General features: G+C 72.4%; 23 protein-coding genes. 18 read left to right on the top strand and 5 right to left on the bottom strand.

Features of this window, described 5'->3' with window-relative positions; genetic code table 11:
- Window positions 1-87: 87 nt before the first annotated feature.
- The gene (locus ACA514_RS06125) at window positions 88-969 is read left to right on the top strand and encodes an alpha/beta fold hydrolase (protein WP_375040018.1); all 882 of its coding nucleotides are present in this window, start codon (window positions 88-90) and stop codon (window positions 967-969) included.
- A 101-nt stretch (window positions 970-1,070) separates the two neighbouring features.
- On the opposite strand, the gene ACA514_RS06120 is transcribed toward ACA514_RS06125, so the two are convergent.
- Window positions 1,071-1,982, bottom strand: coding sequence for a helix-turn-helix transcriptional regulator (locus ACA514_RS06120; RefSeq protein ID WP_375040016.1), 912 nt, complete (start codon window positions 1,980-1,982; stop codon window positions 1,071-1,073).
- Window positions 1,983-2,140: 158 nt separating this feature from the next.
- Here ACA514_RS06120 and ACA514_RS06115 point away from each other — a divergent pair, with 158 nt between their 5' ends.
- Both ACA514_RS06115 and ACA514_RS06110 read left to right on the top strand, forming a co-directional pair.
- Window positions 2,141-2,833 carry an SDR family oxidoreductase gene (locus ACA514_RS06115; protein WP_375040015.1) on the top strand — a complete coding sequence of 231 codons (693 nt, stop codon included), beginning with the start codon at window positions 2,141-2,143 and terminating at the stop codon, window positions 2,831-2,833.
- A gap of 72 nt (window positions 2,834-2,905) precedes the next feature.
- The gene (locus ACA514_RS06110) at window positions 2,906-3,331 is read left to right on the top strand and encodes a cupin domain-containing protein (RefSeq protein ID WP_375040014.1); all 426 of its coding nucleotides are present in this window, start codon (window positions 2,906-2,908) and stop codon (window positions 3,329-3,331) included.
- Here ACA514_RS06110 and ACA514_RS06105 read toward each other — a convergent pair whose 3' ends face one another.
- Window positions 3,332-3,475, bottom strand: a complete 144-nt coding sequence (locus ACA514_RS06105) for a hypothetical protein (RefSeq protein ID WP_375040012.1) — start codon at window positions 3,473-3,475, stop codon at window positions 3,332-3,334.
- A gap of 319 nt (window positions 3,476-3,794) precedes the next feature.
- Between ACA514_RS06105 and ACA514_RS06100 the strand changes: the two genes are divergently transcribed.
- Window positions 3,795-4,211 (top strand): transposase, encoded by a 417-nt coding sequence (locus ACA514_RS06100; RefSeq protein WP_375040281.1) that lies wholly within the window; start codon window positions 3,795-3,797, stop codon window positions 4,209-4,211.
- A 62-nt stretch (window positions 4,212-4,273) separates the two neighbouring features.
- On the opposite strand, the gene ACA514_RS06095 is transcribed toward ACA514_RS06100, so the two are convergent.
- Window positions 4,274-4,771 (bottom strand): hypothetical protein, encoded by a 498-nt coding sequence (locus tag ACA514_RS06095; RefSeq protein WP_375040011.1) that lies wholly within the window; start codon window positions 4,769-4,771, stop codon window positions 4,274-4,276.
- Between the two features lie 94 nt (window positions 4,772-4,865).
- On the opposite strand from ACA514_RS06095, the gene ACA514_RS06090 reads away from it, so the two are divergent.
- Window positions 4,866-5,357, top strand: a complete 492-nt coding sequence (locus ACA514_RS06090) for a winged helix-turn-helix transcriptional regulator (RefSeq protein WP_375040010.1) — start codon at window positions 4,866-4,868, stop codon at window positions 5,355-5,357.
- Between the two features lie 178 nt (window positions 5,358-5,535).
- On the opposite strand, the gene ACA514_RS06085 is transcribed toward ACA514_RS06090, so the two are convergent.
- A complete protein-coding gene (locus tag ACA514_RS06085; protein ID WP_375040009.1) occupies window positions 5,536-6,789 on the bottom strand; it encodes a DUF222 domain-containing protein in 1,254 nt (417 codons plus the stop codon).
- Between the two features lie 631 nt (window positions 6,790-7,420).
- On the opposite strand from ACA514_RS06085, the gene ACA514_RS06080 reads away from it, so the two are divergent.
- The 6 genes from ACA514_RS06080 to ACA514_RS06055 all read left to right on the top strand — a co-directional run bounded on the left by ACA514_RS06080 (window position 7,421) and on the right by ACA514_RS06055 (window position 15,603).
- Window positions 7,421-8,230, top strand: coding sequence for a DUF6084 family protein (locus ACA514_RS06080; RefSeq protein ID WP_375040008.1), 810 nt, complete (start codon window positions 7,421-7,423; stop codon window positions 8,228-8,230).
- The gene (locus ACA514_RS06075; protein WP_375040007.1) at window positions 8,218-9,096 is read left to right on the top strand and encodes a hypothetical protein; all 879 of its coding nucleotides are present in this window, start codon (window positions 8,218-8,220) and stop codon (window positions 9,094-9,096) included. Before ACA514_RS06080 ends, ACA514_RS06075 begins: the two co-directional genes overlap by 13 nt.
- A 1-nt stretch (window position 9,097) precedes the next feature.
- Window positions 9,098-9,259 (top strand): hypothetical protein, encoded by a 162-nt coding sequence (locus tag ACA514_RS06070; RefSeq protein WP_375040006.1) that lies wholly within the window; start codon window positions 9,098-9,100, stop codon window positions 9,257-9,259.
- A 513-nt stretch (window positions 9,260-9,772) separates the two neighbouring features.
- Window positions 9,773-10,750, top strand: coding sequence for a TauD/TfdA family dioxygenase (locus ACA514_RS06065; protein WP_375040005.1), 978 nt, complete (start codon window positions 9,773-9,775; stop codon window positions 10,748-10,750).
- Window positions 10,751-10,787: 37 nt separating this feature from the next.
- Window positions 10,788-11,087, top strand: coding sequence for a trypco2 family protein (locus ACA514_RS06060; protein WP_375040004.1), 300 nt, complete (start codon window positions 10,788-10,790; stop codon window positions 11,085-11,087).
- Window positions 11,088-11,091: 4 nt separating this feature from the next.
- On the top strand, window positions 11,092-15,603 hold the full coding sequence (locus ACA514_RS06055; RefSeq protein ID WP_375040003.1) for a trypsin-like peptidase domain-containing protein: 4,512 nt from the start codon (window positions 11,092-11,094) through the stop codon (window positions 15,601-15,603).
- Between the two features lie 88 nt (window positions 15,604-15,691).
- Here the strand turns inward: ACA514_RS06055 and ACA514_RS06050 are convergent, their stop codons facing one another.
- Entirely contained in the window at window positions 15,692-16,015 is a 324-nt protein-coding gene (locus ACA514_RS06050; RefSeq protein ID WP_375040002.1) for a hypothetical protein, read from the bottom strand.
- A 465-nt stretch (window positions 16,016-16,480) separates the two neighbouring features.
- On the opposite strand from ACA514_RS06050, the gene ACA514_RS06045 reads away from it, so the two are divergent.
- The 7 genes from ACA514_RS06045 to ACA514_RS06015 all read left to right on the top strand — a co-directional run bounded on the left by ACA514_RS06045 (window position 16,481) and on the right by ACA514_RS06015 (window position 21,961).
- The gene (locus ACA514_RS06045; protein WP_375040001.1) at window positions 16,481-16,906 is read left to right on the top strand and encodes a sulfotransferase; all 426 of its coding nucleotides are present in this window, start codon (window positions 16,481-16,483) and stop codon (window positions 16,904-16,906) included.
- Window positions 16,864-17,511, top strand: a complete 648-nt coding sequence (locus ACA514_RS06040) for a sulfotransferase (RefSeq protein ID WP_375040000.1) — start codon at window positions 16,864-16,866, stop codon at window positions 17,509-17,511. Before ACA514_RS06045 ends, ACA514_RS06040 begins: the two co-directional genes overlap by 43 nt.
- Window positions 17,512-17,938: 427 nt before the next feature.
- Window positions 17,939-18,157: an acyl carrier protein gene (locus tag ACA514_RS06035; protein ID WP_344267906.1), complete on the top strand. Its 219-nt coding sequence runs from the start codon at window positions 17,939-17,941 to the stop codon at window positions 18,155-18,157.
- The gene (locus tag ACA514_RS06030; protein ID WP_375039999.1) at window positions 18,157-18,780 is read left to right on the top strand and encodes an SGNH/GDSL hydrolase family protein; all 624 of its coding nucleotides are present in this window, start codon (window positions 18,157-18,159) and stop codon (window positions 18,778-18,780) included. Before ACA514_RS06035 ends, ACA514_RS06030 begins: the two co-directional genes overlap by 1 nt.
- Window positions 18,781-18,818: 38 nt before the next feature.
- Entirely contained in the window at window positions 18,819-19,667 is an 849-nt protein-coding gene (locus ACA514_RS06025; RefSeq protein WP_375039998.1) for an SGNH/GDSL hydrolase family protein, read from the top strand.
- Window positions 19,668-19,681: 14 nt separating this feature from the next.
- Window positions 19,682-20,095, top strand: a complete 414-nt coding sequence (locus ACA514_RS06020) for a nuclear transport factor 2 family protein (RefSeq protein WP_375039997.1) — start codon at window positions 19,682-19,684, stop codon at window positions 20,093-20,095.
- Between the two features lie 117 nt (window positions 20,096-20,212).
- On the top strand, window positions 20,213-21,961 hold the full coding sequence (locus tag ACA514_RS06015) for an acyl-CoA dehydrogenase family protein (RefSeq protein WP_375039996.1): 1,749 nt from the start codon (window positions 20,213-20,215) through the stop codon (window positions 21,959-21,961).
- The last annotated feature ends 16 nt before the right edge of the window (window positions 21,962-21,977 follow it).

Genomic DNA, 21,977 nt, shown 5'->3' with positions numbered 1-21,977 from the left:
AAACGGCGAGCCGCCGTCGGCACGGGCCGCCGTCACCGGACGCGCCGCGTCCACGGCCATGTGGAACACGCCATGAAGGGAGAGGAAATGATGCTTGATCACCAGGGGGAGCCGGTCCGGACGGGCCGGGCCGCCGTCAACGGGACGAGCCTGCACTACCGGACGGCCGGGTCGGGACCGGCCGTCGTGCTCCTGCACGGGGTGCCGAAGACCGGCTACCACTGGCGGCACCTCGTCCCCAAGCTGACGCCGCGTTACACCGTCGTCGTGCCCGACCTGCGCGGTCTCGGTGACTCGGCGCATCCCGCGGACGGCTACGACTCCGCGACGATGAGCGACGACGTCGCCGCGCTGATGGCCCATCTCGGGCACGAGAGCTACAGCGTGATCGGAGAGGACTGGGGAGCCGTGATCGGCTACCAGCTCGCCGCCCGGAACCGCGACCATGTCAACGCCCTGGTCTTCGTCGAGGCGCTGTTCCCCGGATTCGGCTTCGAGGACCACACGGCGCTCACCCCCGAGAACGTCTCGAGCGGCATGCACCTGTGGCACCTGGGCTTCTACTTCCAGCCGGACGTGCCCGAGATGCTCATCGCCGGGCACGAACGGGAGCTGATCACGTACATGATCAAGAATGAGCGCAGCCGCCCGGACAGCGCCACCGCCGACGCGATCGAGGAGTACGTGCGCTGCTACTCCATGCCGGGAGGCGTCCGCTCGATGCTCGCGATCTATCGGGCGATGCTCGTCGACGCCGAGCAGAACCGGCAGGCCGCACGGAAGAAGCTGGACATCCCCGTGCTGGCGCTCGGCGGCTCCGCCTTCATCGGCGACCGGAACGAGGCCCAGATGCGGCTGTTCGCCGATGACGTCACGGGCCACGTCTTCGACGCCGGACATGACCTCGCCGAGGAGGTGCCCGACGAGATGGCGGAGGTCGTGCTGCCCTTCTTGGCCGCCCGGACGTAGCGGGACCGCGGCCTCCCCGGACCGGTGCCCCGCCCCCCGGCGAAGCGACGGCGCGTTCGAGCTCGCCGGGGCCACCGGGGGAGGCCCTGGCGGGTTCGGTATTAGCGGAGCGGTTCCGTGGTCGAGGTCGGAGGTGCTGTCCAGCTGGCGAGGAGTTTGAGGCGGTCCTCCGAGGGGGTGCCCGGCTCGGCCGCGTAGACGGTCAGGTCGTGCACGGCCCCCTGGGTCAGGGGCAGGTTCAGGGAGCGGAACGTCAGCTCCAGGCGGCCGACCTCGGGAAGGTCCAGCCGCTTGACGCCCTGGTGGTGGATTCGGACGTCGTGACTGGCCCACATGGTGCGGAACTCGGGGCTGAGCGTGGACAACTCGCCGACGAGCTCGCGCAGGGCCCGGTCGTGCGGTTCGCGTCCGGCTTCGGCGCGGAGCACGGCGACCGTGGCCTTCGCGCCTTCCTCCCAGTCGACGAAGAAATGGGCAGAGCCGGGGTCGAGGAAGAAGTAGCGGGGGAAATTGGCGCGGCCCCGATCGGCGGTCGTGGCGCTGTCGAACATCGGTGAATAGAGGGCCCTGCACAGCGCGTTGCTCGCGACGATGTCCAGGTGGCCGTTGCGCACGAAGGCGGGGGCCATGGTCATGGAGTCGACCATCCACTGGACGGAGGGCGGGATCTCGACGTCCTTGCGGCGACGTCGCGGCGCCCGGCGGGCGGGGCGAGCCGCTCTGGCCAGATCGAGCAGGTAGGTGCGCTCGTCCTCGCTGAGGAGCAACGCCTGGGCGACCGCTTCCAGCACGTCCTCGGAGACGCCGCTGATGTGGCCCTTCTCCAGCCGCGTGTACCACTCGGTGCTCACGCCGGCGAGGGCCGCGACCTCCTCGCGCCGCAGTCCCGGAACCCGGCGGCGCCGGCTCGTGGGCAGCCCGACCCGCTCCGGGGCGAGCCTGGCGCGTCGGCTCGCGAGGAAATCGCGGATGTCCGAGCGGTTGTCTGTGCGGCTCTCGGGCGGGGGCTCCATTCGTCCACGGTACCCATGGACCGGCGGACCAGGGGGGTTGTGTTTATGCCCCCCATAAACGCGGCCTTGTTCGCCCCTGCCGGCAGCGGTTTCGTGGGATCGGCGGTCCAGCGGCACTCCTTCATCGCCGTCCGCCACTCACACTCAAGGAGCATGACATGACCGGCAAGACCGTACTGATCACCGGCGCGACCAGCGGTATCGGCGCCCACACCGCGCGGCTGCTGCTCGACCGCGGCCACCGCGTGGCCGTCACCGGCCGCGACGAGACCAAGCTGAAGACCTTCCTGGATGAGGCCGGCCGCCCCGACCGGCTGCTGGGCCTTGTCGCGGACGCGGCGGACTGGGAGGCCACCGAGACGGTCGTGACCAGCACCGTCGAGCATTTCGGTGCCCTTGACGCAGCGGTGGCCAACGCCGGATTCATGACCGGCGACTCCATCGGGGCCGGCGATCCGACGTCGTGGGCGCCGATGGTCCTCACCAACGTCCTCGGCCCCGCCCTGCTGGCCCACGCCGCCCTGCCCCACCTCGAGGCCACCGGCGGACGGCTGGTCCTCATCGGCAGCGTCGCCGGGCTGAAGAACTCTCCCGGCAATCTCTACTCGGCCACCAAGTGGGCCACCACCGGACTCGCCGAGAACCTGCGCCTGCACGCCACGGCCCGCGGCATCGGTGTCACCCTCGTCAACCCCGGCATGATCGACACGCCCTTCTGGCAGGGCGCCGGCGCTCCTTCCTTCGCCCTGTCTCCCCAGCCCATCGCCGAGGCCATCTACTACGCCCTCGACCAGCCGGCGGGTGTCGACCTCAACACCCTCACCGTCCGGCCCATCGGTCAGCCCGTCTGACCTGGCGGTTATGTGGAGCCGGGCTCCCATTCGTCCAAGACCCGGTCGGCCTTGGGTGCTTACCGTCGAGGCATGAACACGGACTCGGACGTGCGAATCCCCGTTCACCGCGCACCCGGCGAGGGACGCCACTACGACATGGGGCGCATCAACGCGGTGTTCAAGGCGGACGGTACGGAGACGGCCGACCGCTACTCGATCTCGGAATGGTGGCTTGAGCCGCACACCACGGGACCGGGGGCCCACACCCATCCGGAGGACGACGTCTTCTACGTCCTCGACGGCACGATGACCTTCCTCATCGGAGACCGTTGGATCGACGCGCCCAAGGGATCGTTCGTGCTGGCTCCAGGCGGCACTCCCCACGATTTCCAGAACCGCACCGGCGAGCGGACGGGTGCGCTCAACATCTCCGTCCCCGGACCCTTCGAGCCCCGGATGCCGGGCATCGTGGAATGGTTCCTCCAGCACCCACCTGGCGACCCGGCGAACACCTGATCAGTACGGTGTCGCCAGGCTGCCCGGGTGGCAGAACGGGTACACGATGGTGCTGCCGTCCGCGCAGGGCATGCCGGTTAGGAAGATCGCCGAGGTGACGTTCACCAGCGCGGACCGGGCCCGGGACGTGCTCCACGACTTCAACGCCGATGGCTTCGACGTTCACGCTGCCCAAGCGGCGCGAGATCAAGAAGATCGCCAAGTCCAAGCCGGCCGAGCACGGCCTGCCGTTCTCGACCTGGAGCCTGGCCAAGCTGGCCGGCTTCCTGGTCGCCGACGGCGAGGTGATGCCGGAGGAGGGTGAGCCTGAAGGCGTCTTCTGCCTGGACGAGTTCGGCCCGCTTAGCCTCCAGCCCCACCCTGGGCGGCAGGGGGCCGAGCGCGGTGGGCGGCACAAGGACCCTGGCCGGGAACCGAGGCCCCGCCGACGGGCGACCTACACCCGCCGGCACGGGGCAGACACCTGTTCGCCGCCTACGACCTGGGCAAAGACAAGCTCTACGGCCACATCAAGCCGAGGAAGCACCGGACCAGGTTCCTAGAATTCTGCCGCTGTCTGCGCGGTCTCTACCCGCCCGAGATCCGCATCGCGTTCGTGCTCGACAACTTCTCCCCGCACCTGACCACGAAGAAGGACAGCCGCGTAGGCGACCGGGCCGCGGCGAACAACGTCGAACTCGCCTACACGCCGACCAACAGCTCCTGGCTCAACTGCATCGAGGCCCAGTTCACCGCCCTGCGCTACTTCACCCTGGACGGCACCGACCACGCCACCCACAAAGAGCAGGGCAGCATGATCCGCCGCTACATCATCTGGCGGAACCAGCACGCCGCCGACGAACGCCTCCGCGAGGTCGTGGCCAGGGCCAACGTCGCCTGAATCGGGCTGATCCTAACGACTGTGTCACCGGCCGCATCGATCCTCACTTCTTTCGCCGCTCATCAGGGCAGGCGGGCGTGTTCGGCTCGGGTGGCGGCGATCCGCTCACGCGCGAGCGTACGGGCCCGCTCGGTGTCGTCGCCGGTGAGTCGGGCGAGGATCGTTGCGAGCGGCCTGATCCGGCCCCAGCCGCCCCAGTGACCCTCGGGGATCTCGGTGGGGAATACCCAGATCCGGCTGGCGTCACGCGGCCAGGCGCCGTTCTCCGCGTCGAGGATCGCCTCGGTGACCTCGGCGATGACGCTCGCACGCTTCTGCTCGTCGAGCTGGCCCTCGGGGACGGACGGGACGACCTTGTAGCGAGGTGCGTCCGCGGGTTCTCCGCCGACGTAGATGCCGGCCGGTCGGTGCAGCCAGAGCCAGGAGACGGAACGGCTCACCGGGTCGGCGGGGTCGAATCCCTCGTTGCGGACGAGGATCTCGGTGATGCGGTTCAGCAGCGCCGCCTCGGCGTCCGGCTGGAGCGCGCCGTCGGGGATGTACACGTCGAGCATGGGCATGGTCGATCTCCCTAATGAGTTTAGTTCTTCAACTCAGGCCGGAGCCTACGAGGGCTAAGTACAGCTTGTAAACCCAGATGGGTACACTCGTCCCATGGAGACGCGGCGAATCGACCCGGTGAACTGCTCGGTGGCGCGCGCCCTCTCGGTGGTGGGGGAGCGCTGGTCGCTGCTCATCGTTCGTGAAGCGCTGGACGGCGCGCGCCGGTTCGGAGAGTTCCACTCCCGCCTCGGGATCGCCAGAAATCTCCTGGCGACCCGGCTCGAGACCTTGGTGACCGCGGGAGTGATGCACCGCGTGCCCTACCAGGAGCCCGGGGATCGGCAGCGCTTCGCCTACGAGCTCACCGAGCAGGGCCGGGCGTTGCGGCCCACGCTCGTAGCGCTCCTGGAATGGGGCGACACGTACCTCGCCGACCCGCAGGGCCCGTCGGTCATCGTCCGGCACCGGCCCGTCGACGATGCGAGCTCCTGCGACGAGCCGGTCAAGCTCGTCCTCGAGTGCGCTGCGGGGCACAGTTACCTCGCCCCGGAAGACGTCTGCCGCACGCCCGGGCCAGGCGCGCGCTTCGTGGAAAGCTCCTGAGATCCCAGGACCGTACTCAGCAGCTCATATCGCGAGAAGCGTGATCCAAGCAGTGGGGCCGACGCCTGGGCCATGGGGCAAACGTTGGATGCTGCGGCACTAGCGGGTGCCGCCTCGTCGTGCTGCTACTTGCCGGTCAGCAGCCGCCGGCGAGCATGCCGTGCCGCCGCGCGGCGGGTTATGCGGCCCGGTTGTTGGCGGCTCCGGGTGGGCCGATCGTCCCGGATCTTGATCGGGGATCGGCTGGCGGTAGCAGCCGGTAGACGTACCGTCCGTCGGGGTCTTTGGTGATGGCGATCTGACGTGGGCTGGTGTGTTTGAAGCGGTTGTGCCATCCGCAGGTGAGGGTGAGTTGGTCGATGTCGGTGGGTGAGTGTCCGAGGGCCCATCCGTTGACGTGGTCGACCTCGCACAACGTCCCCGGGATCTCGCATTCCCGTACTGCACAGGTCGGGTACAGCGTCTCCAGGACTTGGCGTTGGGCGGCGCTGGCGAACCGTTCCCGGTAACCGAGGTACAGGGGCGTGTGTCCGCGTCCGAGCAGGAGGGGTGAGACTCCGGCTGTGAGGGCGATGCGGCGGGCTTGGGCGGCGGGGATGGGGGTGCCGTCGGTGAGGCGGGCGGGGGTGTTGCCGCCGGTGAGGGTGTCCAGGTCGCAGATGACGGTGACCTTGGTGGCCTTGTGTCCGCCGGACAGGACGCTGGAGAGGGCGGCGGCGGTGCGTTCGGCGACGTCGCGGGTGTCCTCGGGCCCGGCCGGCTTGGCCAGCGGGGCGAGGGTGCCGTCCCAGATCGCGGCGTCTTCGGCGTTCAGCCAGCCCTTGATGTAGCGGCCGCCGTCCAGGGAACTGGTACTGGTGATCCACGACTTGGCGTACCCGCGCTCAGCGTCTCCGGATGCGGTGTCGGTTCCGTCCCGCTCGGCGATCACGTCGCGGATGCGGCGGCCGAAGACCGCGACCTTCGCGGCCGAGAATCCCTCATCCACGAACCCCAGCAGGGTCGTTTCGGCTTCGGCGCAGTCGGTGTCTTCCAGCCTGGCCACGCTCTGCGCGACCGTGGCCGCATATCCGTAGGACAGGTCCCCGGCGGCGAGGCGTTCGGCGACTTTCGGGAGGCGGTGGCGTTGCCGGGCGAGGATGAGGCGTTCGGTGGTGCGGTTCTCCCGCATCCCCAACCGCGACCGCAACCATGCCCGGGTGGAGGGATATCCCCACCGCTTCTGTTCACCCGTGGCATCGACCCGGCGAATGAAACCGGCGAGTGCGCTTTCCTGGATATCGCAGGCAGCGGCCAAAGTCTCGGTGAGCTCCAGGCACGCCGCCGCCGATTCGGGGACGTCTCGAGCGGCAAGTTCGGTGGCGATCGCTGCGGCCGCGTTCACCAATTGCATGGTGGACGCGGTCTCAAGGTCGACCGTCACTGATTGCATAGGTAAAGCATACTCGGCGTGACCGACAATTGCATGCCGGAAGGGAACTTGTTTCGGGTGTCGCGGACAGGGATAGCTGGGTATATCTGTCCGCGCCGCCTGCTTGGCCGGTGCCCGAATTGTTCTTTTGGGTTGTTGAGTGAGCGCGTGTGTGGGGCGGCGCGTCCCGGGAGCAGGCATTGGATGCCCGTCTTCGGGGCGGTGGTGGTCGAGGTGATCGCCGGGTGCTCGCCTACGGAAGCCGGTGCCGTGTGGGTGAGGGACGGCCCTGTCTCGGCGGCGATCTTGACGAGGCGGCTCCACGGGGCAGGGGATCGGGTCCGGCATGACTCCGGAAAATCTTCGCCCGCCGGCCGGGCCGACGGCATTCGCATATCGGGCAACCAGCCTGATAGCGGACCCGTGTCGCGGCCTCGTCGCGCGCTTTCCCGGCGGTTGCGTTCGCTTGGCGGCAGGGGCCGCGCCGTCCGGATCTTCCCTGCCGGAGTGTCCGCTTTACGTGAACATGGAATTGCCCGGAAGGGGTTTTCCGGCGGTGTTTGCGGGCGAATCCCGGCGGGCAGGCCGAATTGGTCGATGATCTTTGGGGGAAGGCCATGACCACAGCCGGCGAGTGCGGCGCGAGGTCCGCGTGAACGCGCGCGACGCCCGCCCGAACGCGGTCCCGGAACTGGTGCTGGAACTGCTCGGCATCGAGCCCGAGCCGTTCGCGGCGGCGCCCACGCTGAACCTGCGCATCGGGCTGCGCCGCCCGGACGGCGGGCCCGTCCAATGCGTCCTGCTCACCACGACGGTGACGATCGCGACGGCGCGGCGCCGCCATGACGAGGCCGAACGCGCCCGGCTGGCCTGCGTGATCGGCCCGTCCGCCGAGGCGCCGGGCGGGCTGGTGTGGGCGCGGATCGGGGTGACGGTCCCGACGTTCCGCGGCGGGACCGAGGTGACGGTCGCGCTGCCCTGCGGCCACGACATGCAGGCCGCCGCGGACCAGTACCTGCGCGCCCTGAACGGCGGCGTCGTCCCGCTCGACCTCGCCTTCGACGGGACGGTCTTCTACCCGGGCGAGGACGGCGTGCTGCGCACCGCGCAGATCCCGTGCCGGCACCGGGCGACCGGCGAGCTTCCGGTCGCGCGGTGGCGGAGCCTCGTCGACCGCTACTACGGCGCCGTGCGGTGGCTGCGCCTGGACGAGGACCGCTTCGACCGCCTGGCCGCCTACCGGGCGCGCCGCGCGCACAATTCCTTCGACGACACCGTGGACGAATTGCTCCGCACCGCGGAATCACTGCACGGCCCGACGGACGAGCCGGACACCGCGGCCCGCCTGGACGACGTCGCCGGGCTGGAATCGCTGAACGACGCCGGCCCGGCCCTGCGCGACGTCGCGTTGAGCGCGGAAATGGCCATGCGGCCGGAGGAGAGCGGGCCATGGACCCCGTGAGGGCGGTCGCCGAGACCGTCCTTTACGAAGGCCATCTGCTGTGGCCGTACCGGGCTTCGGTGGCGCGGCGGGGACGGCGCTGGACGATCGGCGGCGTCCATTCCAAGGACGAGGCGGAGCGGTCCGGCGACCGCTGGACGGTCTCCGCGGAATTCCTCATGGAGATGGAGCCGGACGCGAGCGTCGAGTTCACGCTGCGGTTCCTGCACGCGGTGCACCGGCAGGTGATGGACGGCGATGCCCCGGTGCAGGAGCTGCGGGCCGGTTCCGGCACGTACCGGACGCGTCCGGAGGCGCGCGAGCAGGAGATCACCAGCGGCCGGCTGAGCGTGGCGCGGCTGCTGCGTTCGCCCGTCCGCGTCCCCGTCGCGATCGCCGCGGGCCTCGCGGAGGAGCCGATCGAGGGCACGGCCTGGATCGTCCGCACGTGGGAGCGGGTGTCCGGGACGGTCGTGCTGTCGGCCGAGCCGGCCGGGCCCGGCGCCGTGCGGCTGCGCGCCGTGGTCGTCAACACCGGCACCGCCGCCGACCGCGACGAGGCGGACGCCACGGCGATGCTCTGCGCGCACCTCGTCGCGGACGCGTCCGGCGGCGCGTTCGTGTCGCCGTCCGACCCGCCCGGGCAGCTGGCGGACGCGGCGGCGGTGTGCCGCAGCGACGGCCTCTGGCCGGTCCTGGCGGGCCCGCCGGGCGGTCGCGGCACGGTGCTCGCCGCGCCGATCGTCCTGTACGACTGGCCGCAGGTGGCCCCGCATACTCCGGCCGACCTGTTCGGCGGCGCCGGTCTCGACCGGCTGCTGGCCGCGCTGTCGTCCGGCGACCCGCGCGGCACGGACCGCGCCACGACCGGAACGGGAAGGAGTTGAAATGAGGAAGCAGAACATGCAGCAGCCGGGCATGCGCAAGCAGGGCGCCATGCGGGCCATGGCGGCCCGGCTGATGGTCGGGATGGTGGCGGCCGCGATGGCCGCGATCCTGGTCAAGCAGATGCCGGCGCTGATGCGCCGCGCCAGGTCCGAGCAGGACTGAGCCACGGAAAAGGCGCGCCCGGATCTCGGGCGCGCCTTTCTTCGTGCCAGAGCACCGGCACCGCCGTCCGCCGGCCCCCGTGTGAAACGCGAGTTAAATATGCGGCGTTCTGGGAACTCGGCGACTCCCGGTGCGGACCGGAACGAGAACCGCATCTGGCCGCATCATTGACGTTACGGCTGGGCGCGCACACGATAGGGCGGCTACGCGACTCCGATTTGGAGGAGCGCGAGGACCATTCAGGGCCGACGGGACCGAGCAGGGAGAACGCGCGATGCCGAGCGACGAGACGTCCCCCGGGACGCCCACGGGGACCGCAGGGCCGGATGCGCCGACGCGGGGAGGGACGATGGGGTTTCCTCCGCGGCCGGCGCCTCCCTCTCCGACGACTCCGCGGCCCACCCCGCCGCCGCCTCCGCCTCCGCCGCCTCCGCAGCCGCCGATCCGCTGAGAACCGGTCCCGTTCCCCGTGGCACGGCCCGTGCCGCCGGGGCTTCTTCGCCGGGGAGGGAAGTGACCGGAGCCGGCCGTCTCACTTTGCGGGACGGCGAGGTCGAAGAGATCGACCTGCTTCTCACGGAGGTGACCGCCCGGTACGGGGCGGTGGACGACTCGGCCTTCCTGCGGGAGGCCGAGGCCATCGCGCATCGCCTGCCGTTGCGGTTGCGGACCTTCCTCGTCTCCTGCCGGAGCCGCGAGCGGCCGTTGTTCGCGGTCGAGGGCTGGCCGGTTCGCGATGAGGCCTTGGGGCCCACCCCACCGGACTGGCAGGAGGCGTGGCGCGGGGCGTCCGGCCGATCGGACACGACGTACCGCCATCAGCTGCTGCTGGTCCTGGCGGCGTCGCTGATCGGCGACGCGTTCGCCCTGTCCACGGTGCAGGGCGGGCATCTGGTCAACCACATCGTGCCGGTCCGCGGCACCGAGGAGTACGTCAGCGCCACCAGCAGCACCCGGGAACTGGCCTGGCACACCGAGGAGGCGGGGTTCCGGTTCCGTCCCGACCACCTCGCGTTCGTCTGCCTCCGGAATCCGGACAAGGTGCCGACCACCGTCGGGCTCGTCGACGACCTGGTGCTCGACCCGGCCGTGGCGGAGGTGCTCCGCCGGCCGTTGTTCGGCATGCCGCGACCCGGGACGGAGGGACGGACGGAATACGCGCCCGTGCTGTACGGCCCCGCCGACCGGCCCTACCTCAGTGCCGACTCGGTCTACATGGCGCCGGCGCCCGGTGCGGACGACGCGGCGGAGGCGCTGGCCGTGCTGGGCGCCGCCCTCGACGCCGTCCTGCGGCCGTTCACCGCCCGTCCCGGCGACCTGTACTTCCTCGACAACCACCGCGCGGTGCACGGCCGTCCGGCGTTCCGGCCGCGGTACGACGGCACCGACCGCTGGCTCCTGCGCGTCAAGGCCCGCCGGGACCTGCGCGGCTCCGCGGCCTGCCGCGGCGGCGCGGGGGCCCGGGTCGTCGACGCCGACCGGCTAGCATGAGCGGTCCCACGCATCTCGATCGACAGGTGACGCCGCCATGATCGAACTGAGAGAGCTGATCCGCGACCTGCGCTCGGAGCTCGACGAGGCGATGTCGGCCGCGCCCGGCGAGGGGCTGCAGTTCGAGCTCGGCCCGATCGAGCTGGAGGTCAGCGTCGGCGTGGAGAAGGGCGGCGGGGCGAAGGCCAAGGTCCGGTTCTGGGTCGTCGACCTGGAGACCGACGGACGGCTGGCCTCGACCTCGCTGCAGCGGATCAAGCTCTCGCTCACCCCGCGGGTGGCCGGCTCCGCCGCCCCGCCGTACGTCTCCGGCCGGGAACGCGCGGACGAGCGGTAGCGGCATGGCCCCGACGGGCCGGCGGGCGGAGCGGGCTCCCGGGCACCGGCTCGACCCGCACCGGGCGGCCGTGGTCATCGTGAAGCTGGAGGACGGGTCCGGGCGGCGCGGGTCCGGGTACCGGATATCGGAGACGGTGGTCCTCACCGCCGCCCACGTCGTCGCCGGTGCCGCACGGGTGGAGGTCCTCTTCGACCCCGACCGGGACGACGAGGTGGGCGGCGCGGCGGCGGTCGCCTGGTCCGACGAGGGCGTCGACGTCGCGGTCCTCGAAGGGCACTGGCCGCCGGCGGACCCGTCCGCGGGGCCGCCGGACCCGGTCCGCTTCGGCTGGGTCGACGACATCGACACCGTGCTGTCCTGCTCCGCCGTCGGCTTCCCGAGATACAAGCTGCGATACGGCGCCGGCGGCTGGTTCCGCGATTCGAGCCACGTCCGGGGCACCATCGCGGCGCTGTCGCATCGGCGCGAGGGCACCCTGGAGATCCGGGTCGACCCGCCGGAGCGCGACCCGGACCCGGACGCCTCCCCCTGGGAGGGCATGTCCGGAGCCGCCGTGTTCGCCCGCGGCGTCCTCATCGGGCTGATCTCCCGCCACCACCGCTCCGACGGCCTCGGGGTGCTCACCGCGACCCGGGTCGACGGCTGGCTCGCGGCGCTCGATCTGGAGCGGCTCGACCGGTTGCGGGAGCTGACGGGCCTTCCGGCGAAGGCCGAACTGCTCGTCGACGTCCTCGGCGAGCCCCTCGACGCGTGGACCGCGCAGCGGTCGCCGCCCCCGCCGTCGCGGACGGTCTTCCTCTCCTACGAGGACGGCGACGACGCCTCCGCCGAACTGGTGGCGCGGATGCTGATGCGGCACAGCATCAGGCCGCTGGACGACGCGCCGGCCGCCGACCCGGTGGCCGGCGACACGGCCGCCTCCGACCCGATCGGGGCCGCGCTGGACCGGACGGAGACGGTCGCCGTGCTCGTCGGACCGGCCGGCGTCACCTCCCGGCGGGCCGCCGGCATCCAGGCCGCCGTCGAGTACGCCACCCGCCGGCGCAGCAACCTGCGCGTCGTACCGGTCCTGCTGCCCGGTGCCTCAGCCGGGCTGCTGCCCGCGTTCCTGTCGCGGCGACTCGCCGTCGACCTGCGCGCCGGGCCGGCCGAGCCGGCCACGGCCACCGAGCTGGTCTCCACCGTCGAGGGCTTCGCCCCACCGCGGCCGCGGGCGGCCCTGCCCGACGAGCCCGCGCCGTTCCCGAGCCTGCGGGCCTTCACCGCCGGCGAGGCGCCGCTGTTCTTCGGCCGTTCGGAGGAGACCGCGGCGCTCGTCGAGCAGGTGCGGCGCTCGCCGTTCACCGCGGTCGTCGGCGCCTCCGGCTCCGGCAAGTCGTCGCTGGTGATGGCGGGGCTGGTGCCCGAGGCGGGGCCGCGGACGCGGGTGGCCGCCATCGTGCCCGGACCGTGGCCGGTGCGCGCGGTGGCCGCCCGTCTCGCCGAACTCATGGGCGCGGGGGCAGCGGGCACCGCCGCCGAAACCGCCGCCGAGTTCGAACGGCGGATGCTGAGCGACCCGGACGAGCTCGCCAAGCTCGTCCACGACCTCGTCGCCGGAGACGACCGGACCGACCGGCTGCTGCTCATCGTCGACCAGTTCGAGGAGCTGTTCACCCTCAAGCCGAGGCACCGCGGGGACGTCGACCCGCAGCTGCGCTTCGTCCAGAGCCTGCACCGGGCGGCCGAGGTCCTCGCCGGCGAGATCCGGGTGGTCGTCACGCTGCGCGCCGACTTCGTCCAGCACTGCCTGGCCTTCGCCGAGCTGCGCGAGCTGCTCGCGGCGGGCCAGCTGCTGCTCGGGCCGCTGGACGAGCCGTCGCTGCGCGAGGCGATGCTCATGCCGGCGCAGCACGTGGGCGCGCTGTTCGAGCGCGGCCTAGTCGACCGCGTGCTGGCGGAGATGCGCGGGCGTCCCGGCGCGCTCCCGCTGCTGCAGACCGCGCTCGCGGCGCTGTGGCGCCGCCGCCGCGGCGTCTGGCTCACCCATGCCGACTACGACGCCGTCGGCGGGATCGGCGGAGCGCTGAACCGGCTCGCCGACGACACCTACGCCGCGCTGGACGACCGGCAGCGGGAACTCGCCCGGCTCATGTTCCTCCGGCTCGTCGCGGTCCGCGACGGCACCTACACGCGGCGGCGCGTCGCCCGGCACGAACTCGACCTCGTGGCCGCCGACGCGCGGGAGGTCGAGCAGGTGCTCCTCAGGCTGTCGCACCGCGACGCCCGGCTGGTCGCCGCCGACCGCGGCTCCGTGGAGATCGTGCACGAGGCCCTGATCGACAACTGGGCGACGCTCGCCGACTGGCTCCAGCAGGACGCGGCGGACCTGCGGACGCACCGGCTGCTCACCGAGGCCGCGCAGGAGTGGGACGACCACGGGCGCGAGGACAGCTACCTGTACCGGGGGCTCCGGCTGGCCGCGGCGGGCGACTGGGCGACCCGCAACCACGGGCTGCTGAGCCGCCTGGAGGACGTGTTCCTGACCTCGAGCCGGGTCGCGCAGGACACCGCGGCGGCCCGCGAGCAGTCCGACCGGACCCTCGCGCGCGCCGGGCAGGCCGTCTTCGAACTCGAGGCCGCGCCGGAGACGGCGCTGGAGCTGGCGTTGCAGGCCGCGGACGACGGCGGGGACATCCCGCTCGTGCAGCGCGCCATGTTCAGGGTGTTCAGCGAGGCGAAGATCCGCCGGATCCTGCGGGGGCATTCCGACCGGCTCTCGGCGGTGGCCTGGCATCCCGACGGGCGGCGCGCCGCCACCGCGGGCTACGACCGGACGATCCGGCTGTGGGACGCCGTCCGGGGGCGGCTGCTGGCGGTGATCGAGGCCGGCCAGGACGCCGTCACCTCCCTCGACTTCGACGGCTCCGGCGCGCGGCTGGTCAGCGGCGGATGGGACGGGACCGCCCGGGTCTGGGACGTCGAGGGCAGGCGGGCGCTCGGCACGCTGCGCGGCCATACCGAGTGGGTGTCGTCGGTGCGGTGGAGCCCCGACGGCCGGCTGGTGGCGACCGGCAGCCCGGACCGCACCGTCCGGATCTGGGACGCCGCCTCCGGCGCGACGGTCCGCGTGCTGGAAGGCCATGGCGACTGGGTGCGCTCGGCCGAGTGGCACCCGGCCGGCGACCGGGTCTGCACCGGCAGCTACGACCACACGGCCGCGGTCTGGGAGGTGGCCGGGGGCGAGCGCGTCTCGACGCTGCGGGCGCATGACGGGCCGGTGCCCGCGGTCGCCTGGAGCCGTGACGGATCGGAGATCCTCACCGCCGGTGAGGACGGCGGCGTCTGCCTGTGGGACGCCGAACGGTTCGCGCTGACGCGCCGCTGGCCGGTCTCGGCCACGCCGCTCTACGGGGTGGCCTGGTCGCCGGCCGGGCGGCGCGCGGCCGTGTGCGGGGAGGACGGCAGGGTACGGATCCTCGACTTCGATCTCGGGCAGACCGTCGACACGCTCCCCGGGCACGTCGGCTGGGCGTCGGGCGTGGCGTGGAGCCCCGACGGCCGGCTGCTGCTGTCCGGCAGCGAGGACGCCACCGCCCGCGTCACCGGCGTCGACGGGGGCTTCGTCCCGGTGGTCGCCGGCCGGCACGGCGGCCGCGTGCTCGACGTCGCCTGGGAGCCCGGCGGGCGCCGCATCGCCTCCGCCGGGCAGGACGGCCTGGTGCGGATCTGGGCGGCCGCCGGCGAGGACGACCCGGTCGAGCTGCTGTCCGACGCCGCCGCCGTCGCCTGGAGCCCGAGCGGCCGCGCCCTGGCCGTCGGCGGCATGGACGGCACGGTCGCCATTCGCGACGCCGGCACGCTCGCGCTGGAGGTGTCCGTGCAGGGGCACCGCGACCGGGTCACGGCGGTGCGGTGGAGTCCGGACGGGCAGCTGCTGGTGTCCACGTCCCACGACGGCTCCGCGGTCGTGTGGTCGACCGACGACCTGCGGGAGCGTGCCCGCCTCGCGGGAGGGGAGCTCGTCGAGGACGCGGCGTGGAGCCCGACCGGAGAGCAGGTCGCGGTGGCCGACTGGCAGACGGACGCACGCCTGTGGCGCCCCGGTTCGGACGGCGAACCGGCCCGGCTGTCCGCGCACACCGCGCCGCTGCACGCGGTCGACTGGAGCCGCAGCGGACGGTTCGTGCTGACGTCGAGCGGCGACGGGACCGCCCGCCTGTGGGACGTCCACGACGAGCGGATGATCGGCAAGCTGGCCACCGGCGAGTCCCACGCGGCGCGGTTCAGCCCGGCCCGCACCCATCTCGCCACGGGCAGCCGCGACGGGGCCGTCCGGCTGTGGAACTTCGCGGACGGAGCCGACCTTCTGGTCGCCTACCCGCATCCCGGGGCGGTCTGGGCGGTGGCGTTCAGCCCCGACGGGGACCGGCTGGTCAGCGGCTGCGAGGACGGCGCCGTGCGGATCTGGCCGACCAGCCCCCGGGACGTCCACGCGGCGCTGCGGCGGCGCGTCGCGGACCTCGCCGTGTGAGCCCTCGGCCCGCCGGTGGCGTAGGGGGTTCAGCGCGTGCGGAGGGCCGTGCCGATCGCGGCGACGACGCCGCGGAGTTCGGCGAGTTTCAGCAGGTTGGCCTCGGCGCCGGTGGTGAGAGTCCGCGCTTCGGCCCGGTAGTGGTCGTCGATGAGGGCCTCGAGCCGCTGGACGTGCCGGAGCTTGGCCAGGCCAGGGCGATGAGCAGCGACAGCGTGACGGTGGCGGGCACGCCGCCCCCGTGGGCGTGGCCTCCCGCGCCGGCACCGGCCCCCGTATGGCCATCGGTGCCGGCGTGGAAGTGCCCCAGGCCGCCGAGCAGGACGAGCGTCCAGTACGCGGCGACCACCACCAGAGAGAAGCTGAAAAGCGCCGTCGGGAAGGCGAGCGCGGTGTCGACGAATTCATCCATTCGCGTGCACGCTCCCGCCTGGAGGCGTCATTAACGGCCCGGCCGCCCGAATGCGGTCACCGGTGAGGAAAGGAAATGCGCTTCCGCATTCGGCGGGCTCGCCGAATGCGGCCCGTCATGTGTCCGGAAAGGAGTCCGCCCAGGTCGCGGCGGTCAGGCCGGCGCGGAGCCGCGGGCCGCTCGGTGGTCGTCGCGGCGCCGGAGGCGGTGCCATAGAAAAGTGCCGGGGAGTCATATAACCCTCCTGATCGGAGACGTATCCTGTCTCGCCGACCAGACTTCCCGGCACACCGAGGGTTACTTTACCGCAGTTTCCGGGGGCAGGGAAGTCGCTTGTTGCGACGCCGGACCCGAGTGCGTAGGTATTGACGCATCCATTGCGCATGGCGACCGGCCCGGCACTTTCAGCGAACCGTGAGGTTCGGCTGAGGCTGGCTTCAGATGGCGGCCGTACTTTCACCCGCCATGACCATCCAGCTCCACCGGCCCGTCTTCGTCCTCGGCTGCCCGCGCTCCGGCACGACGCTGCTGCAGCAGATGCTGCACTCGCACCGGCGCCTGGCGGTGCCGTCCGAGACCAGGTTCGTGCACGTCGCCTACGCGCGGCGGCACGGCTTCGGCGACCTGCGGCGGGCGGAGAACCGGCGGACCCTCGGCGAGTGGATCACCGCGGCCGAGGGGACGAAGTTCGCGGTCCTCGGGCTGGACGCCGGCGCGGTGGTCGACGACATCGTGCAGGCCCCGCCGACGCTCGGCTCGGCGCTGGCGGCCGTGTTCCGCCGCTACGCGCGCGAGCACGGCAGGCCGCGGTGGGCGACAAGCGGCCGAGTTACTTCCGCAAGGTGCCGATGCTGCTGCGGATGTTCCCGGACGCGCAGTTCGTCCACCTGATCCGGGACGGGCGCGACGCGGTCAGCTCGCTCGCCCGGATGCCCTGGTACGACGGGGACGTCCACTCGGCCGCGCTCACCTGGCGCGAGGCGGTCGACACCGGAACCCGGCTCGCCCGGCGGCTTGGCCCCAGCACTTATCACGAGATGCGCTACGAGGACCTCGTCGACGACCCGGAGCGGACCCTGGCCGCCCTCTGCCGGTTCCTCGGTGAGGAGTACGACGAGGCGATGGCCGAGCCGCACCACCACGCGCGCCGGACGGTCCCGCTCGAGCGCACGTGGCACCTGCGGACGCACGAGGCCGTCAACTCGCGGAACGTCGGCGCCTGGGCGGAGCGGATGCAGGGCTGGGAGGCCGATCTGGTCGAGCACGTCCTGGCGGGCCGCCTCCAGCGGCACGGGTACGCGCTGTCGGGCCGGGGGCGCCCGGACGCGGCGCACCTCGCGCGGTTCCGCCGGACGGCGGCGCACCGCTGGCGCAAGCAGCGCGCGGAGGCGGTCCGCGAGCGGTTGGAGCGCCGGACCGAGCCCAACCGCGTCGGTTCATTGTTGACCGGTCCTGCGAACGATACGGAGATCATTCCCGTTTCGTCCGATCACTGATCACTAGGGCGGTTGTCCGAAATTCTCATGGAACGTGCCCGCCTGGGACGCGGCGCGGCGCCGTGGCGGCCGCGCGGTCATGGGGAACGGTGCAGGTGGCGTGCCGTGAGGCGGCGGGCGGGGGACGGGCGGCCCGGTGGGGCGGCCGTGGCGGCCCCCGTATGACGCCGGTGTCATGGGCCCCTTACGGAACTTGTTACCCCCCGGTATCAAGGTTCCGTTTTACCGGCTGGCTGACTTAATTTACGGAAAAGTGACATGCTCGTGTCCGATAGTTCACGGCAGCTATGTGACATGCCGTACATATGTGTGTACCGTGCCATGTGCTCAAGCTTGGAGCGCCATCGGGGTTTGGTCCACAAGATCCTCTGACAAAAAGGGGAGTGCGGTGAGCGGATCGCAGACAATTTCCCACGAAGAGCTCCAGATGTGGCTTCTTGACCGGATAGCCTTCTACCTCGACAGGCCGGTGGAAAACATCGATCCAGCGGTGGAACTCGCCCGCTACGGGGTCGATTCGGTGTACGCCATCAGCATCATCAGCGACATCGAGGACCACCTGCAGGTCGAGGTGGACGTGGCCGAGGCGCGGCGCCGCGAGACGGTCGCCGCCCTCACCGACTACCTCCTCGACCTCGTCGCGTGATGGCCGGCCCGCCGGCCGCGGGCGCCGCGATGGTGGTGCTCGGCGACAGCGTGGCCGAGGGCCGGGACGACCCCGACCCGGCGGGCGGCTGGCTCGGCTGGGCCGGCCGGCTCGCCCGCCGCCTCGGCGTGCCCCCCGGCGACGTGCTGAACGTCTCCGACCCGGGCGCCACCATCGAGGACGTGGTGCGCGACCAGCTGCCCGCCGTCCGTGCGGCGCGGCCCCGGCTGGTGATGCTCGGCTGCGGCATGAACGACGCGCTGAACGGGTTCGAGCGGCCCGCGGCGGGCGCCCGGCTGGACGAGGTGTACGGCTGGGCGCGCGGCGCCGGGGCGGTGGCGCTGGCGATTCCGGTGCCCCGCCCGCCGCTGCTCGAACGGTCCCTCATCTCGCAGTTCCGCAAGAAGCGCGTGCTGCAGCGCATCGCCGTCTTCAATGCCGAACTGGAGCGTGCAGCGCGCGACTTCGGAATGGCGTTCCCGCCCCGGGAAACAGTGACGAAAATTGCCGACCCCGCGATGTGGAGCACCGACGGAATCCACCTGAGCCCGGCCGGGCACGATTATGTCGCGGAGGTGATGGGGCACCTCGCCGCCGGCCTGCTCGGCGAGCGCGCGATCTGAGGATCGAGGGCAGTCTCGGGGGCAGTCCAAGAGTCGGGATGACGATGAAGAGACCATTATCGCCCGCCCATGTCCCGCAGTCCCTGGCGCTGGTGCCGCTCGCGCCGGTGCTGGCCGTCCAGGCGTGGCGGACCGTGCGCCGCACGCCCCGGCTGGAGCCCGCGTCCGGCGCCGAGCGCGGCCTGGTGCCCGGCCCCTGGCACGGTGCGGCGCCGGCCTGCCGGCTGGTGGTGGTCGGCGAGTCCACCGCCGTCGGCGTCGGCGCCGCCGAGCACGCCCGGGCGCTGCCCGGCTTCCTCGCCGAGGCGCTGGCGGCGCGGCTGGGTCGCGCCGTGGCCTGGTCCGTCGCCGGGGAGAACGGCGCGACCGCGCGCCGGGTCGCCCGGCTCGCCCGCCGCCGCGCGGGCGGTCACGGGGCCGCCGACCTGGTGGTGGCGACCGTGGGGATCAACGACCTGATCAGGCGCCGGTCGCTCGGCCGCTGGGCGGACGACGTCGCCGGCCTCGTCGCGGTGCTGCGCGGCGGGTACGGGGACGCGGCGGTGCTGGTCGCGGGGATGCCGCCGGTGCACCGGTTCCCGGCGCTGCCGCGCCCGCTGCGGACGGTGCTCGGCGCCCGCGCCCGCGCCATGGACCGGGTCATGCGCGAGGCGGCGCACGCCGCCGGCGCCGTCCACGTCCCCATGGACGAGGCCATCGCGCACGACCCTTCGATGTTCGCCGCCGACGGCTTCCACCCGTCCGCCGCCGGCTACCTGGCCTGGGCGGGCGACCTCGCCCGGGCCGCCGCCCCCGCAGAGGGTGGTGGCGCCCTCGGCATGCCGGGCGCCGTCCGGTCGCGGACGCCGAACCGCGAGGCGCCGGCACATGGAAGGCGGGTGCAGTGAAGGAAGCGGCGAAGATGACGGTCCCCGGAACGTTCCGTGCGGCGGTGGAGGCCAAGGACCTCGCCGCGATCACGCGGTCCCTGGACCCCGGCATCGAGTTCCTCAGCCCGGTGATGGTGAAGCCCTACCACGGCCGTGATCCGGTCGCCGCGCTGCTGGGCGTGCTGCTGGAGGTCTTCGAGGACTTCCGCTACACCGACGAGCTCGTCGGCCCGGAAGGGGCGGGCGGGCCCGCGCGGCCGCCCTCGCAGGCGCTGGTGTTCAGCGCGCGGGTGATGGGCAAGGCCGTGCAGGGCCTCGACCTGCTCAGGTTCGGGGAGACCGGGCTGGTGACCGGGCTGACGGTCATGGTCCGCCCGCTGCCCGCCGCGATGACGCTGGCCCGCGCCGTCGGCCGGCGGATGGAGGAGCGGGAGGCGACCCCGTGAGCCCGGTCCGGGGGATGCGGGGGGCCGCCGCCCCCCTCGGGAGGCACTGACCCGACGGCGCCGCCCGCCGGTGAGGGTGCGCGGCGCCGCGATACGTCCAGCCAAAGGGAGTGGAAGATGGACAGCGGAATGGTCCCCGCACGCGCCGGCCTGTCACCGGCGCACGGCATCGCAGCCGACCTGGACGGCTTTCTCGGCGATCCCATGGACGACGAGGCCGGGCCGTTCTCCTACAAGGCGATCGTCGAGGCCGAGGAGCGCGACGAGCTGCCGGCCGGCGCGGTCGACGCCGTCAGGGCATGGGGTTTCCCGAAGTACCTGGTGCCGGCCGGATTGGGCGGGCGCCTGTCGACGTTGGAGGAGTTGTTCTTCGTCACCCGCGGCATCTCGCGGCGCAGCGTCACGGTCGCGGTGATGTACGGGTCGGGCCTGCTGGCGGTGAACCCGGTGTGGCTGTGGGGGAGCGAGCGGCAGCGCCGGATGGTCGCGGACGGCGTGCTGAACGGCGACCTGGCGTGCTTCGGGGTGTCGGAGGCCGACCACGGCAGCGACGTGATGGCGAGCGAGTCCGAGGCGGTGAGCAAGGGCGACGAGCTGGTGCTGACCGGGACGAAGTGGCCGGTCGGGAACGCGACCCGCGGCCGGTTCGTCACGGCCTACGCCAAGACCGGGACGCGCGACTTCTCGCTGCTTCTGATCGACAAGCGGGCCCTCGATCCGGACACGTGGTCGACGCTGCCGCCGGTGCGGACGGTCGGGCTGCGCGGCCACGACCTCAGCGGCGTGGAGTTCCACGGGGCGCGGCTGCCGGCGGACTGCGTGATCGGGCGGCGCGGCGCCGGGCTCGTCCAGACCCTGAAGACCCTGCAGATCACCCGGACGGCGATCGCGGCGCTGTCGGTCGGGACGATGGACGCGGTGGTGCGGATCGCGACGGAGTACGCGCACCGCCGCACCCTGTACGGCGCGGACATCTACCGGATACCGGTGATCCGCGACCATCTGCTCAAGGCGCACCTGGACCTGCTGATCGCCGAGTGCTTCGCGGTCCCGGTGGCGCGGGCCCTGACGGTCGCGCCCGGCCGGCTGAGCCTGTGGTCGTCGATGGCGAAGTACTTCGTCCCGGTGCAGGGGGAGGAGGTCGTCGCGAGCATGGGAACGGTCCTGGCGGCGCGCGGCTACCTGCGCGAGGGCGTCGCGCACGGGGTGTTCCAGAAGCTGCAGCGCGACCACGCGATCGCGAGCGTCTTCGAGGGGACCACGCACGTCAACCTCGCCAACGTCGCGGCGCAGCTGCCGTTCCTGGCCCGCCCGCCGGAGGAGACCGGCGGCGAGGAGGAGCTTCTCGCCGACCTGTTCTCCTGGACGCGGACCCCGCCGACCTGGGAGCCGGACGGGCGGCGCCTCCAGCTCACCAACGAGGGCCGCGACGAGGTCGGGCAGCGGTTCGAGGCGATCGCCGAGGAGGTGCTGGCGGCGGCGAACGCGCACGCGGCGCCCGGCGTCGCGGCCGAGCTGAAGGACCTGGTGTCGAGCATCGGCACGCTGCGCGCCAAGGTCGACCAGGGAGTCCGCGAGAACGAGGGCGACACCACGTCGGTCGCGGCGCTGATGCGGGCGCGCCGGTACTGCGAACTGCACGCGATGTCCTCGTGCATGCTCACGTGGCTGCACAACCACCGCGAGTTCGGCGGCGCGTTCGCCGACGGGGAGTGGCTCGTGCTGTGCCTGCAACGGCTGCTGCAGCGCGTCCATCCCGACACCGTCCTGTCGGAGGACTTCCTCCCGGCGTTCGAGGAGGCCGTGTTCCGCGACTCCGGCGAACACCGCTGGTTCACGCTGTCGGCGCTGGCCGAGGACGCGTGACGGCGGATGGACGGGA

Source organism: Actinomadura sp. NTSP31 (assembly GCF_041951385.1).
GTDB lineage: Bacteria > Actinomycetota > Actinomycetes > Streptosporangiales > Streptosporangiaceae > Spirillospora > Spirillospora napierensis.
Note: the sequence above shows the minus strand (reverse complement) of the source record. Positions and strands in the feature narration are given on the sequence as shown.